The sequence below is a fragment of the Enterobacteriaceae endosymbiont of Donacia simplex genome, assembly GCF_012568645.1.
In the GTDB taxonomy this organism is placed as follows: domain Bacteria; phylum Pseudomonadota; class Gammaproteobacteria; order Enterobacterales; family Enterobacteriaceae.
This window is the reverse complement of sequence record NZ_CP046192.1, coordinates 101,411-114,682: the sequence shown is the minus strand read 5'-3', so window position 1 is coordinate 114,682 and position 13,272 is coordinate 101,411. Positions and strand designations below refer to the sequence as shown.

Here is a 13,272-nt window from a genome sequence, read left to right as displayed (position 1 = left end):
AAGAAATTATTATATGCTAAAAAAAATACTTTTTATAGATAGAGATGGAACTTTAATATCTGAACCTAAAAATAATCATCAAGTTGATAATATCAATAAATTATTTTTTGAAAAATATGTTATTATTGCATTATCAGAATTAAAAAAATTTTCATATTTATTTGTTATAATTACAAACCAGGATGGTTTAGGAAGTACAGATTTTCCTTATGAATCTTTTAATATTCCTCATAATTTTATGATTAATGTTTTTAAATCTCAAAATATAAAATTTGAAAATATTTTTATTTGTCCTCATCATTCTTATGATAATTGTATTTGTAGAAAACCAAATATAACATTATTAAGTTCATATATAAATAATAATTTAGATAAAAAGAATAGTTATGTTATAGGAGATCGTTTAACTGATATTAAATTAGCTAAAAATATCGGAATTAATGGTATTTTATATAATAAAAAAACATACAATTGGTTAAATATATTAACTGATTTAACACCAATAAAAAGATATGCTATAATAAAAAGGAAAACCAAAGAAACTTCAATACATATTGAACTATTTTTAAATAAAGAAGGTAAAAGTAATATTAGTACAGGAATTAATTTTTTAAACCATATGTTAGAACAAATAGCAGTACATGGAGGATTTATTTTAAATATTTATAGTAAAGGAGATCTATATATTGATGATCATCATACAATAGAAGATATTGCAATATTACTAGGACAAGCTTTTACGAAGGCTATTGGTGATAAAAAAGGAATTAATAGATTTGGTTTTTTATTACCAATGGATGATTCTTTAGCTCAATGTTCATTGGATTTATCAGGAAGACCATATTTACAATATTATGTAAAATTTAAATACAAAAAAGTTGGTGATTTAAGTACAGAAATGGTCAAACATTTTTTTTATTCTTTATCATATTCTATGGCATGTAATATATATTTAAAGGTTACAGGAGAAAATGATCATCATAAAATAGAAAGTTTATTTAAAGCATTTGGATGTTCTTTAAAACAAGCTATAAAAATAGTTAATAATACTATTCCTAGTTCAAAAGGAGTTTTAATTTGAAAATTGTTATTATAGATACCTCATGCGGTAATTTTTACTCTTTAAAATCTACTATAAAAAAAATAGGATTTAATTCTGAAATTACAAATAATAAAGATTTAATTTTAAATGCTGAAAAAATTTTTTTACCAGGTGTAGGTTCTGCTAATTCTATAATAAAAAAATTAAAAAGTGATAATTTAATAAAATTACTTCAAAAGTGTAAGACAGATGTTTTAGGAATATGTTTAGGTATGCAAATATTAGGAAAATATAGTGAAGAAAATGGTGGAATTTCTACATTAAATATTTTAAATTATTCTGTAAAATTAATGAATAATAAATATACACCTATTCCTCATATGGGCTGGAATAAAGTAAATAATATAATATCATCGCCATTATTTCATAATATTAATCAAAATGCTTATTTTTATTTTTCACATAGTTATAATATTAATATTAATAAATATACAATAGCTACTACTAATTATGAAAAAATTTTTAGTTCTGCTATTCAAAAAAAAAATTTTTTTGGAGTACAATTTCATCCAGAAAGATCAGGAATTAATGGTATTCAATTAATTAAAAATTTTTTAAATATATAAAATAAAATATGATTATTCCCGCAATTGATTTAATAAAAGGACAGGTAGTTAGATTACATCAAGGAAAATTTAATTTAAAAAGAAAATATTCACATGAACCTTTATTCTATATACAAAAATATATTAAACAAGGAGCTCAAAAAATCCATATTATAGATTTAGATGGAGCAAAAAATCCAGATAAAAAACAAATAGTTTTATTAAAAAATATTTTTAAACATAAATTACCTTTAATACAACTAGGAGGAGGTATTAGATCTAAAAAAGATATAGATTTAATTTTTAGTTTAACAACTAAAGTTCAAATTATATTAGGATCTTCAATTATACAAGATTTTGAAAATGTTAAAAAATGGTTTAAATTATATAATCCTTATTCTATAATTTTAGCATTAGATATTAAAATTAATAAAAATAATAAAAAAATAGTATTTATTAATGGATGGAAAAATAAAAGTAATATAATTTTTGAAGATATTATTGAAAAATTTTTATATCTAGGATTAAAAAATGTTTTATGTACAGATATTTCCAGAGACGGAACTTTTTTAGGACCAAATATAAATTTATATACTGAAATTGTAAAAAAATATCCAGAAATATTTTTTCAAGCATCAGGAGGTATTTCTTCATTACAAGATATTATTAATTTAAAAAATATTGGAGTAAAACATATAATTATAGGAAGAGCTTTTTTAGAAAAAAAATTTACTATTCAAGAGGCTAATTTATGTTGGCAAAAAGAATAATTCCTTGTTTAGATGTTTATAAAAATGTAGTAGTTAAAGGGAAAAAATTTAAAAATCATAAAATTATAGGAGATATTTTATCATTAGCTCATAAATATGATCAAGAAGGTGCTGATGAATTAGTATTTTATGATATTACAGCATCTATTGATAAACGTTTAGTAAATAAAAAATGGATATCTCAAATTGCAAAAATAATTAGTATACCTATTTGTGTAGCAGGGGGGATACAATCTATAGAAGATGCTGCAAAAATATTATATTTAGGTGCTGAAAAAATATCTATAAATACACCTGCATTAAATAATCCTTCTTTAATTACAAAATTATCTAAATATTTTGGAAAACAATGTATTGTTGTTGGAATAGATTCTTGGTATAACAAAATAAATGGAAAGTATTATGTATATAAATACACTGGTAATCAAAAAAATATACAAATAACTAAATGGGAAACAATTGAATGGATTAAAATGGTACAAAAATTAGGTGCTGGAGAAATAGTATTAAATATGATGAATCAAGATGGATTATGTACAGGATATGATTTAAAACAATTAGAAAAAGTAAGAAAAATTTGTAAAATTCCCTTAATAGCTTCTGGTGGAGCAGGTTCTTTAAATAGTTTTTATAAAGTTTTCCATAAAAAAATAAATGTTGATGGGGCTTTAGCTGCATCAGTATTTCATAAGAATATTATTAATATTCATACATTAAAAAAATTTTTACATAAAAAAAATATTGAGGTAAGAATATGTTAATACAAAATAATTTAAATAATTTAGATTGGCTTAAAACAAATGGATTAATTCCTGTTATTATTCAACATAAAATTTCAGGTCAAATACTTATGCATGCTTACATGAATCAAAAATCACTTAAAATTACTTTAGAAACTAAAAAAGTTACGTTTTTTTCTAGAACTAAAAATAAAATATGGACAAAAGGAGAAACAACAGGTAATTTTTTATATGTAAAAAAAATTACAACAGATTGTGATAAAGATACATTACTTATTTTAGTTAAACCTGTAAATAAAACATGTCATTTAAATGAATATAGTTGTTTTAAAAAAACTATATCAGATTTTACTTTTTTATATTTATTAGAAAATATTTTAAATAAAAAAAAAAAATCTATAGAATCTTCATATACTTATAATTTATATAAAAGTGGACTAAAAAGAATTACACAAAAAGTAGGAGAAGAAGCTATAGAAACTATTATAGCTGCAAATGATAATAATAAAAAAGAAACTATGCAAGAAACAGCTGACTTAATTTATCATTTAATAGTTTTATTAAAAATAAAAAATATTAATTTATATGATATAATAAAAATTTTAAGAGAAAGAAATTCTTAATTTTAAAAATTTTTTTAAAAATTATGAATTACAAAATTCTTTATTATAAAAAATATACTACAATATATATCTACTAATATCTTCATTAATTATTAATGTATCAAGATGTTTACTTACATAATTTTTATCAATAATAATAGATTTATTATTATATTCATTAGCATTATAGGAAATATCGGACATTAAATGTTCGAGAACAGTATGTAATCTTCTAGCTCCTATGTTTTCTGTAGTTTCATTAACTTTCCAAGCAGATTCTGCAATTCTTTTAATCCCATCTTTAGTAAAAGAGATATTTACTTTTTCAGTTGCTAATAATGCTTTATATTGTATTGTTATAGATGTATCAGGTTCTGTAAGAATTCTTTCAAAATCATTACTAGTTAATGCTTTTAATTCAACTCTAATAGGTAATCTTCCCTGTAGTTCAGGAATTAAATCAGAAGGTTTAGATATTTGAAATGATCCTGATGCAATAAATAAAATATGATCTGTTTTAACCATCCCATGTTTTGTTGATACTGTACATCCTTCTACTAATGGTAGTAAATCTCTTTGAACTCCTTCTCTAGAAATATCAGAAGATACATTATTACTTCTTCTACAAATTTTATCTATTTCATCTAAAAAAACAATACCATTTTGTTCTACTGCTTCTATAGCTTTTTGTTTAATATCTTCATTGTTAATTAATTTACCTGCTTCTTCTTCCATTAATAATTTAAAAGCATCTTTAATTTTTAATTTACGTTTTTTTTGTTTATTACCTCCTAAATTTTGAAATAATGATTGTAATTGACTAGTCATTTCTTCCATTCCTGGAGGTGCCATAATTTCTATACCCATAGGGGTACTAGATACATTTATTTCAATTTCTTGATTATCTAATAATCTATTTTTAAGTTTAGTTTTTAATTTTTTCCTAATAGATTCAATACTATCATCTTGATTCCAATTATTTTTATTTGGAATTAAAACATTTAAAATTCTTTCTTCTGCCATTTCTCTAGCTCTATTACAATTTTTATTAAATGCTTGTATCCTTATCATTTTTATAGCAACATCAGTTAAATCACGAATAATAGAATCTACTTCTTTACCAACATAACCAATTTCAGTAAATTTAGTTGCTTCTACTTTAATAAAAGGTGCATTAGCTAGTTTTGCTAATCTGCGTGCAATTTCTGTTTTTCCGACACCAGTAGGACCTATCATTAGTATATTTTTAGGTGTTACTTCTTGTCTTAAATTTTCATTTAATTGCATACGACGCCAACGATTTCTTAATGCTATAGCTACAGCTTTTTTTGCACTTTCTTGTCCAATAATAAATTTATCTAATTCTTTAACAATTTCTTTTGGGGTCATTTCAGACATAATTAGCATTTTCCTCATGCTTATTTATTTACATTGTAATTTTTCAATAGTAAAATTATGATTAGTATAAATACAAATATCTCCTGCTATATTTAAAGATTTTTTTACTATTTCATATGCATTTAAATCAGTATTTTCAAATAAAGCACGAGCTGACGCTTGCGCATATGGTCCTCCAGAACCAATAGTTACTATATTATTTTCAGGTTGTATAACGTCTCCACTACCTGTAATTATTAAAGAAGTAACTTTATCTGCAATTATTAGTAAAGCTTCTAATTTACGTAAAATACGGTCTGTTCTCCAATCTTTAGCTAATTCTACCGCTGATTTGGTTAAATTTCCTTGATATACTTCTAATTTTTGTTCAAATAGTTCAAAAAGAGTAAATGCATCTGCAGTTCCACCGGCAAAACCTGCTATTACTGTATCATGATATAATTTACGAATTTTTTTTACATTCCCTTTCATTATAATATGACCTAGAGTTGCTTGTCCATCACCACCGATAACTACATTACCATTTTTTCTCACACAAACTATTGTTGTCATGAGTTTATTCCTCACTTCAATTATTATTATTTAATACCTCATAACAATACATGAATAATATTATATTCAAACTATCTTAATATAGTTATTATTAAATTTATTCTAATTTTAAATATTTGATATATTATTTTATAAAATAATATATTATAATTATTAAAATAATAGTTGAATTTTATTAAAACAATAAAATTATAACATAATTTTAATTTTAAACAATAAATTTATTATTAAATAAAAATCACATGTATAAAAATATTTTAACTATTGATACATCAACAGAATATTGTTCGATTATTTTAAAAAAAAGTGGGATTATTTATAAAAAAATTAAATATTGTCCTTGTTCTCATATGAAATATATACTTTTTTTAATTAATAATATTTTAAAAAAAACAAATATGTCATTATCTCAAATAAATTTATTAGGATATAATTTAGGACCTGGTAATTTTACAAGTATAAGAATAGGAATAGCAACAATAGAAAGTATTTCTTACGTTTTTAATATTCCTAAAATAGGATTATCACATTTAATGATTTTAGCAGAAAAATCTTGGAGAATGACAGGAATTAAAAATATAATAACAATTATTAAATGCAATAAAGAATTTTTATATTTTTCTTTATATAAAAGAAATAAAAAAGGTTTATGGTTTGGAAAAAATAATGAATGTTTATTAAATTATACAAATTTTATAAAAAAAATTTTATTATTAAAAGGAATATGGTCATTAATATCTAATACTGATCAATATTTAGAATATGATATAAAAAAAATATTAAATAAAAATTTAAAAATATATTTTATTAAAAATAATATTTTTTTTTCAGAAGAAATTATTAATATTATTAATAATATTTTATTAAATAAAAAAAAAATAAAAAAAGACTATAAAATTAATTATATTAAAAATATATTTTAAAAATAACTTTTATTTAATATTTTTTTTAATATATTTTTTTGTTTTAGGTAATGTAATATTTAGTTCTAGTTTTGATATATTTTTTTTTTTATCATCTAATTCTATATTAATCATATTTGGATTAATTTTAACATATTTGGAAATTACTTTTAATATTTCTTGTTTTAATTGTGTTATGTAACAAGGATATATATATCCTGTTTTTGATTCTTCTGATATAATAATTTGTAATCTTTTTTTCGCAATATTAGCTGTTTTTTTTTTTTTTGATAAAAAAAAATTAATAAAATTCATATTATCTCCAAAACCAACGTTGTAAAAAATTTTTTCTTTTAATTTTTATAAAGCGTAAAGGAATTTTTTCTCCTAATAAACGTTTTACAGTATCATTATATGCTAGTGAAGCATTAGAATTATTATTTAAAATTATACTTTTACCTTGATTTGATGCTCTTAAAACTAAAGGATCTTCGGGAATAACACCTATTATTTTAATTCCTAAAATTTCCACAATATCATCAATACTTAACATATCTCCACAATCTACTCTAATAGGATTATAACGTGTTAATAATAAATATTCTTTTATAGGTTCTTCACTATATTTAGCTCTTTTTGATTGTGAAGAAATAATACCTAATATTCTATCGGAATCTCTAATAGAAGAAATTTCAGGATTAGTAGTAATAATAGCTTCATCTGCAAAATATAATGCAGTTAAAGCTCCAGTTTCAATTCCTGCTGGTGAATCACAAATTATAAAATCAAAATTCATAGTATATAAATTTTTAAAAATTATTTCTACTCCTTTATAAGTTAAGGCATCTTTATTTTTTGTTTGTGAAGCAGGTAAAATATATAAATTTTTATTTTGTTTATCTTTTATTAGTGCTTGATTTAATGTTGCTTCTCCTTGTAAAACATTAATAAAATCATAAACAACTCTTCTTTCACATCCCATGATTAAATCAAGATTACGTAATCCAATATCAAAATCAATAACAGCTGTTTTTTTACCATTTTTAGCTAATCCTGTAGCTATAGCAGCACTCGAAGTAGTTTTACCTACTCCCCCTTTACCTGAAGTAACAACAATTATACGCATTAGAATTTCCTTTAATATTAAATGTAAATAAAAGTTAATTACATGATTTTATTGTTAATACTTTATTTTTTAAATATATTCTTGATGATTTTCCTAAAAATTTATCAGGAATTTGATCCTGAAGTAAATATTCACCAGCAATAGATAACATTTCAGCAAATAATTGATTACAAAAAATTTGACAATTTTTATCTCCATTAGCTCCAGATAAAGCTTTCCCTCTCATAAAACCATAAATATGAATATTACCATCTGCTATTAATTCAGCTCCTGTACTAACATTATTTACAATAATTAAATCACTATTATAAGCATAAATTTGTTGTCCAGATCTAATAGGATTTAAAATAATTTTACTTTTATTAAAAGTAATATTTTTATTTGATGATAATGATCTTTTTTCTTTTATTATTTTAATAATAGATTTTGGTATTTTATTATTAGTAATATGGTTTTGATTTTTAATATCAATATTATTAATTTTTTTATTATCTTTATTATTTGTAAATAAAATAGGTAAACCAGTATTATTTATATTTTTAATTATATTTTTATTATTGCACCCACTTACTCCTATAATATTAATTCCTGTAGCAATAATAGCATTATAAACTTTTTCCCAATTTATTTCATTTTTTATATGATAAATATTAATAATAACTGATATTTTTTTAAAAAATATAGGAGAATGATTTATTTTTTTTTTAATTTCATTAAATATAAGTTCAGGTTCATTATTATATAAATAAATTACATAAAATGAAAAATTATTTTTTTTAAATTTAATTATTTTTTTTAACATTTTATCGCCTTTAATTCACTAAAATTATTTTTATTTAAAATAATTTTATTAAAAATATTAATATCTTTTAAAATATGAATATATATAAAATATTTTATACTTGTATTTTTTTTTATAAAAGTATAACTTATTTATGTATATAATATTAATATGAAATATTTTTAAATAAAATTTTAAAGAATAAAAATGAATAATTTATCAAAATTAGACCTTTTATCTTATAGATTTAGAGGATTTTATCCTGTTGTAATTGATATAGAAACTTCAGGATTTAATTCTAAATATAATGCTATATTAGAAATAAGTCTAATAACATTAAAAATGCATAATGGTTGGTTAAAGAAAAATAAAACATTACATTTTCATATTTTACCATTTAAGGGTTCTAATATTTCTCCAGAAGCATTAGCATTCAATGGTATTAATATTAACACCTCTTTAAGAGGTGCTATAACTGAAAAAGAAGCTTTAAAAATTATTTTTAAAAAAATTTCTCAAGATATAAAAATAAATAAATGTAAAAAAGCAGTTATAGTAGCACATAATGCTAGTTTTGATCATAGTTTTATTATGGAATCTATTAAAAGAACAAAAATGGAAAAATATAATCCATTTCATTCTTTTGTAATATTTGACACAGCTTCAATGTGTGGCTTAATTTTAGGTCAAACTGTTTTAGCTAAATCCTGTCTTGCACTAAATATATCTTTTGATAGTACTCAAGCACATTCAGCTTTATATGATACAAATCGTACTGCTGAATTATTTTGTAAATTAGTTAATAAATGGAAAAAAAAAGGTGGATGGCCTCCTATTCGTTCCTAATTTGAATTAAATATATAAACTAATCTTTTTCAAAATTTAAAATATTTTTTAATTTACCATTATTATGTAATGTATATAAAATATCATAACCTCCTATTAATTTATTATTAATCCATAGTTGAGGAAATGTTGGCCAATTAGCATATTTTGGTAAATATTTTCTAATATCAGGATTTTTTAAAACATCAATATAAGTAAATTTAATTTTATAAAATAAAATAATTTTAACAGCTCTATCAGAAAAACCACATTGAGGATTTTCAGGATCTCCTTTCATATATAAAATTATATGATTATTATTAATTTGTTTTTTAATTTTATCAAAAATTTGCATAAAATTTTCTACTTTATTTATAATAATAAAAAAATTAAAATAATTATATATAATAATTTAAATTTTTTTAAAAGTAAAATTTTTTTAATAAATATTAACATCTAAAAGAGGAGATATGTGCAAAAATATTTAATTGAAATAAAAAAATTATTGAATATTGCTATACCAATAATTTTAACACAAATAGCTTATCTTTTAATAAGTATGATAAATCTTATCATGTCTAATTCTTTTGATAAAACTGATATTGCCATATTATCAATAGGAACGTCAATTTGGTTACCAATAATATTATTTGGACATGGTATCTTTTTATCTTTAATACCTATTATTACAAAATTATATATATCTAATAATCAAAAAAAAATAATAAATTATATTAAACAATCATATTTATTAGCAATAATTTTATCATGTATAATGATGTTTATTTTATATAAAATAAATTTTTTAATATTTTTATTATTTCATAATATATTATTTATTTTTAAAATAAAAAGATTTTTAAATATAATTATTTGGAGTATTCCGGGATATTTATTTTTACAAATATTACGTTGTTTATGTGTATCATTAAAATTAATTATACCTGATATGATTATTAGTTGGATTGGAGTAATTATATATATACCAGTTAATTATATTTTTATTTATGGTTTCTTTTATATACCTCCATTAGGTATTTTAGGGTGTAGTATATCTATAGTATTAATATATTGGATATTATTTTTTATAACCATAATATGGATGTTTAAATCTACTTATTTTAAAAAAATAAGATGTTTTAGTTTATTTAATAAACCTAATTTTAAAATTTTAAAAAAAATATTTAAATTAGGCTTACCTATTGGATTATCTATTTTTTTTGAAATTACATTATTTAGTATTGTATCTTTATTAATATCATCTAAAATGGGGATAGATGATATTATTAGTCATCAAATAGCTTTAAATTTTAGTTCTTTAGTTTTTATTATTCCTTTATCTTTAAGTATTGCAACTACTATATTAGTAGGATTTTATTTAGGTTTAGGTAATAAAGATAGTGCAAAAACTATTAGTTGGATTTCACAAATTATAGGTATAATAATATCTATTATTATTATTTTATTAAGTTTTTTTTTTAAAAATAAAATTGCTTCACTATATAATAGTAATAAAAATATTATACATTTATCATCAAATTTAATATTATTAGTATCTATTTATCAATTTTTAGATTCTATTCAAGTAATTGGTTCAGGTATTTTAAAAGGATATAAAGATACTGAATTTATTTTTTTAATTACATTTATATCTTATTGGATTATTAGTTTACCTATTGGTTATATTTTATCTATTACTAATTTAATTACCCATCATATGGGTCCTTCTGGTTTTTGGATTGGATTTATTATTGGTTTGATTATTGCAGTAATATTAATTATATTACGTATTTTAAAAATACAAAAAATTGATTATTAAATATAGATGATATATAATAAGCTTTAATCTTTATATGCGTTCTTAACTCAGTGGTTAGAGTGTCACTATGACATGGTGAAAGTCAGAGGTTCAAATCCTCTAGAACGCATAGAGATTTTATAATTAAAAACATAAAATTTTTTCTTATTTCCAATAAATTAAACAAAAATTTTTTTTACCTTTACGTAAAAGAGAAAAATGATTAAATTTTTTGTGATATTTTGTAAATAAAAATGTAACATGAGATATATTTTCATTATTGATATATATAGATTTTGATTGAATTAAAATAGATGCTTTATTTTTAGAAGACGCAAATTTACTTAAAATTAATATTGATATTAAATCAATATTTTTATTTTCTAAACAAATATTTTTAATATTTTTAAGTAATATTAAAAAATCATTTTCTGAAAAATTATTTATATTTTTATAAAAAAGTAAATTAGTTATTTTTTTTGATATAATTAAATTATTTTCTCCATGTACTATTTTAGTCATATATTCTGCAAGAAGATATTGAGGACTATTTTTTTTAATATTGTTTTTTTTTTTATTAAAAATATTAATAATTTCTGATTCATAATTAGTAAACATATTTAAGAAATTAAATACAATAGAATCTGGTATATTTAACCAAAATTGAAAAAATTTATATGGGTTAGTTTTTTGAGAATCTAACCAAATAGTTTTTTTTTCAGTTTTTCCAAATTTTGTTCCATCATTTTTAATAATTAAATTAGTAGTTAATCCAAAAACTTTTTTTTTATTTATTTTTTTGATTAAATCTATTCCTGATACAATATGTCCCCATTGATCTGAACCTCCAATTTGGAGTATAACATTAAAATTTTGATTTAAGTAAGCAAAATCATATGATTGTAATAAATTATAAGAAAATTCAGTAAAAGAAATTCCTTCAATATCATTACTCATCATTCTCTTTTTTATAGCATCTTTATTTATCATATGGTTTACACTAAAATATTTTGCGATCTTTTCTAAAAAGAATAAAATATTCATTTTATGAAACCATTTATAATTATTAATTATAATTGCGCTATTTTTACCGCAATTAAAATCTAAAAAATTATTTAATTGGGAACTAATTTTCCGAAACCACATATTTATATGATCTATTGGATTAATTTTTCTTTTTTTTAATTTAAAACTAGGATCTCCAATTAAACTTGTAGCACCTCCTAATAAAATTATTGGTTTATGTCCTAATTCTTGAAAATATTTAAGTACAATTAATTGTATTAAATGACCTATATGTAAACTATCTGCAGTTAAATCAAAACCACAATAAAGATTAATCTTTGTTTCATTTAAAATTTTAGATAAAATAATTTTATTAGTTACTTGATATAAAATATTACGATTTTCTAACTTTTCTATAATATTTATTTTATTTTTTTTTAACATTCATATTCCTTTTATTATTTTTTTTTAAATATTTTATATTATTAAATAATCTTTCTACAGTTTTCATAATAATTCTAGTATGTATATCAGTTTCAATATTTACATAATTATAAATATTTTTTGTAGATAATGTAGTTTTAGATAATGTTTTTGGTATTATATTTACACTAAATTTATTTTTTAATTTTTTATCTATTGTTAAACTTACACCATCTATACAAACAGATCCTTTTTTTAAAATATATTTCATATGTAAACTATTCTTCAGTTTTATCCATAAAATTTTAAAAGAAGTATAGTTTTTAATATTAGTAATAATAGCTATACTAGTAATATGTCCAGAAACTATATGTCCTCCTATAAAATTATTAATTTTTATAGGTTTTTCAAGATTTACATGATCTCCAATTTTTACTTTTTTAAAAGTTGTATTATTAAATGTTTGTTTAATTATATTAAAAATCATTATATTATTATATAATTTAATAATTGTTAAACAACATCCATTATTAGAAATAGATTCTCCTATTTTTAAATTTTTTATAAAATTTTTATTTGTTTTTATATATAGAAAATACAAATTGTTTTTAAAAATAATATTTTGAATTATACCTATAGATTGAATGATACCTGTAAACATATTTTTATAAAGAAAATTTATTTATTATAATAGTAATATATA

16 protein-coding genes and 1 tRNA gene are annotated in these 13,272 nt (G+C 20.2%); 9 read left to right on the top strand and 8 right to left on the bottom strand.

Annotated elements, in window-relative coordinates; translation table 11 throughout:
• The first annotated feature begins 13 nt into the window (after window positions 1–13).
• The 5 genes from hisB to hisIE are packed head-to-tail and all read left to right on the top strand — an operon-like array spanning window position 14 to window position 3,780.
• Window positions 14–1,081, top strand: a complete 1,068-nt coding sequence (gene hisB / locus GJU00_RS00600; protein WP_168893388.1) for a bifunctional histidinol-phosphatase/imidazoleglycerol-phosphate dehydratase HisB — start codon at window positions 14–16, stop codon at window positions 1,079–1,081.
• Entirely contained in the window at window positions 1,078–1,668 is a 591-nt protein-coding gene (gene hisH / locus GJU00_RS00595; protein WP_168893387.1) for an imidazole glycerol phosphate synthase subunit HisH, read from the top strand. The genes hisB and hisH overlap by 4 nt, the downstream gene beginning before the upstream one ends.
• Before the next feature lie 8 nt (window positions 1,669–1,676).
• Window positions 1,677–2,417: a 1-(5-phosphoribosyl)-5-[(5-phosphoribosylamino)methylideneamino] imidazole-4-carboxamide isomerase gene (locus GJU00_RS00590; protein ID WP_168893386.1), complete on the top strand. Its 741-nt coding sequence runs from the start codon at window positions 1,677–1,679 to the stop codon at window positions 2,415–2,417.
• Window positions 2,399–3,178, top strand: a complete 780-nt coding sequence (hisF, locus tag GJU00_RS00585) for an imidazole glycerol phosphate synthase subunit HisF (protein WP_168893385.1) — start codon at window positions 2,399–2,401, stop codon at window positions 3,176–3,178. The genes GJU00_RS00590 and hisF overlap by 19 nt, the downstream gene beginning before the upstream one ends.
• Window positions 3,172–3,780, top strand: a complete 609-nt coding sequence (gene hisIE / locus GJU00_RS00580) for a bifunctional phosphoribosyl-AMP cyclohydrolase/phosphoribosyl-ATP diphosphatase HisIE (protein WP_168893384.1) — start codon at window positions 3,172–3,174, stop codon at window positions 3,778–3,780. The genes hisF and hisIE overlap by 7 nt, the downstream gene beginning before the upstream one ends.
• Window positions 3,781–3,837: 57 nt before the next feature.
• Here hisIE and hslU read toward each other — a convergent pair whose 3' ends face one another.
• Together hslU and hslV are read right to left on the bottom strand one after the other, a co-directional pair.
• On the bottom strand, window positions 3,838–5,157 hold the full coding sequence (hslU, locus tag GJU00_RS00575) for an ATP-dependent protease ATPase subunit HslU (protein ID WP_168893383.1): 1,320 nt from the start codon (window positions 5,155–5,157) through the stop codon (window positions 3,838–3,840).
• Between the two features lie 24 nt (window positions 5,158–5,181).
• On the bottom strand, window positions 5,182–5,709 hold the full coding sequence (hslV, locus tag GJU00_RS00570) for an ATP-dependent protease subunit HslV (RefSeq protein ID WP_168893382.1): 528 nt from the start codon (window positions 5,707–5,709) through the stop codon (window positions 5,182–5,184).
• A gap of 242 nt (window positions 5,710–5,951) precedes the next feature.
• Here hslV and tsaB point away from each other — a divergent pair, with 242 nt between their 5' ends.
• Window positions 5,952–6,632, top strand: a complete 681-nt coding sequence (tsaB, locus tag GJU00_RS00565) for a tRNA (adenosine(37)-N6)-threonylcarbamoyltransferase complex dimerization subunit type 1 TsaB (protein ID WP_168893381.1) — start codon at window positions 5,952–5,954, stop codon at window positions 6,630–6,632.
• A 9-nt stretch (window positions 6,633–6,641) separates the two neighbouring features.
• On the opposite strand, the gene minE is transcribed toward tsaB, so the two are convergent.
• Genes minE through minC form a run of 3 tightly spaced genes read right to left on the bottom strand, consistent with a single transcriptional unit; the run spans window position 6,642 to window position 8,539 of the window.
• The gene (gene minE / locus GJU00_RS00560) at window positions 6,642–6,926 is read right to left on the bottom strand and encodes a cell division topological specificity factor MinE (protein WP_168893380.1); all 285 of its coding nucleotides are present in this window, start codon (window positions 6,924–6,926) and stop codon (window positions 6,642–6,644) included.
• A gap of 1 nt (window position 6,927) precedes the next feature.
• Window positions 6,928–7,737, bottom strand: a complete 810-nt coding sequence (gene minD, locus GJU00_RS00555) for a septum site-determining protein MinD (RefSeq protein ID WP_168893379.1) — start codon at window positions 7,735–7,737, stop codon at window positions 6,928–6,930.
• Between the two features lie 34 nt (window positions 7,738–7,771).
• Window positions 7,772–8,539, bottom strand: a complete 768-nt coding sequence (gene minC / locus GJU00_RS00550; protein WP_168893378.1) for a septum site-determining protein MinC — start codon at window positions 8,537–8,539, stop codon at window positions 7,772–7,774.
• A gap of 186 nt (window positions 8,540–8,725) precedes the next feature.
• Between minC and rnt the strand changes: the two genes are divergently transcribed.
• The gene (rnt, locus tag GJU00_RS00545) at window positions 8,726–9,364 is read left to right on the top strand and encodes a ribonuclease T (protein ID WP_168893377.1); all 639 of its coding nucleotides are present in this window, start codon (window positions 8,726–8,728) and stop codon (window positions 9,362–9,364) included.
• Between the two features lie 19 nt (window positions 9,365–9,383).
• Here rnt and grxD read toward each other — a convergent pair whose 3' ends face one another.
• Window positions 9,384–9,698, bottom strand: coding sequence for a Grx4 family monothiol glutaredoxin (gene grxD, locus GJU00_RS00540; RefSeq protein WP_168893376.1), 315 nt, complete (start codon window positions 9,696–9,698; stop codon window positions 9,384–9,386).
• 117 nt (window positions 9,699–9,815) lie between these two features.
• Here grxD and GJU00_RS00535 point away from each other — a divergent pair, with 117 nt between their 5' ends.
• Together GJU00_RS00535 and GJU00_RS00530 are read left to right on the top strand one after the other, a co-directional pair.
• A complete protein-coding gene (locus GJU00_RS00535; RefSeq protein ID WP_168893375.1) occupies window positions 9,816–11,162 on the top strand; it encodes an MATE family efflux transporter in 1,347 nt (448 codons plus the stop codon).
• A 36-nt stretch (window positions 11,163–11,198) separates the two neighbouring features.
• A tRNA-Val gene (locus GJU00_RS00530) sits at window positions 11,199–11,271 on the top strand.
• A 35-nt stretch (window positions 11,272–11,306) separates the two neighbouring features.
• Here the strand turns inward: GJU00_RS00530 and tyrS are convergent.
• Both tyrS and GJU00_RS00520 read right to left on the bottom strand, forming a co-directional pair.
• Complete coding sequence (gene tyrS / locus GJU00_RS00525; RefSeq protein WP_168893374.1) at window positions 11,307–12,590, bottom strand: tyrosine--tRNA ligase; 1,284 nt, start codon at window positions 12,588–12,590, stop codon at window positions 11,307–11,309.
• Complete coding sequence (locus GJU00_RS00520; RefSeq protein WP_168893373.1) at window positions 12,574–13,230, bottom strand: riboflavin synthase; 657 nt, start codon at window positions 13,228–13,230, stop codon at window positions 12,574–12,576. Before GJU00_RS00520 ends, tyrS begins: the two co-directional genes overlap by 17 nt.
• Window positions 13,231–13,272: the final 42 nt, after the last annotated feature.

What these genes read in the sequence shown, in the direction of transcription:
- hisB (WP_168893388.1), top strand. Translation starts at nt 14, where the DNA reads ATGCTAAAAAAAATACTTTTTATAGATAGAGATGGAACTTTAATATCT.
- GJU00_RS00590 (WP_168893386.1), top strand. Translation starts at nt 1,677, where the DNA reads ATGATTATTCCCGCAATTGATTTAATAAAAGGACAGGTAGTTAGATTA.
- hisF (WP_168893385.1), top strand. Translation starts at nt 2,399, where the DNA reads ATGTTGGCAAAAAGAATAATTCCTTGTTTAGATGTTTATAAAAATGTA.
- hisIE (WP_168893384.1), top strand. Translation starts at nt 3,172, where the DNA reads ATGTTAATACAAAATAATTTAAATAATTTAGATTGGCTTAAAACAAAT.
- hslU (WP_168893383.1), bottom strand. Translation starts at nt 5,157, where the DNA reads ATGTCTGAAATGACCCCAAAAGAAATTGTTAAAGAATTAGATAAATTT.
- hslV (WP_168893382.1), bottom strand. Translation starts at nt 5,709, where the DNA reads ATGACAACAATAGTTTGTGTGAGAAAAAATGGTAATGTAGTTATCGGT.
- tsaB (WP_168893381.1), top strand. Translation starts at nt 5,952, where the DNA reads ATGTATAAAAATATTTTAACTATTGATACATCAACAGAATATTGTTCG.
- minE (WP_168893380.1), bottom strand. Translation starts at nt 6,926, where the DNA reads ATGAATTTTATTAATTTTTTTTTATCAAAAAAAAAAAAAACAGCTAAT.
- minD (WP_168893379.1), bottom strand. Translation starts at nt 7,737, where the DNA reads ATGCGTATAATTGTTGTTACTTCAGGTAAAGGGGGAGTAGGTAAAACT.
- minC (WP_168893378.1), bottom strand. Translation starts at nt 8,539, where the DNA reads ATGTTAAAAAAAATAATTAAATTTAAAAAAAATAATTTTTCATTTTAT.
- rnt (WP_168893377.1), top strand. Translation starts at nt 8,726, where the DNA reads ATGAATAATTTATCAAAATTAGACCTTTTATCTTATAGATTTAGAGGA.
- grxD (WP_168893376.1), bottom strand. Translation starts at nt 9,698, where the DNA reads ATGCAAATTTTTGATAAAATTAAAAAACAAATTAATAATAATCATATA.
- tyrS (WP_168893374.1), bottom strand. Translation starts at nt 12,590, where the DNA reads ATGTTAAAAAAAAATAAAATAAATATTATAGAAAAGTTAGAAAATCGT.
- GJU00_RS00520 (WP_168893373.1), bottom strand. Translation starts at nt 13,230, where the DNA reads ATGTTTACAGGTATCATTCAATCTATAGGTATAATTCAAAATATTATT.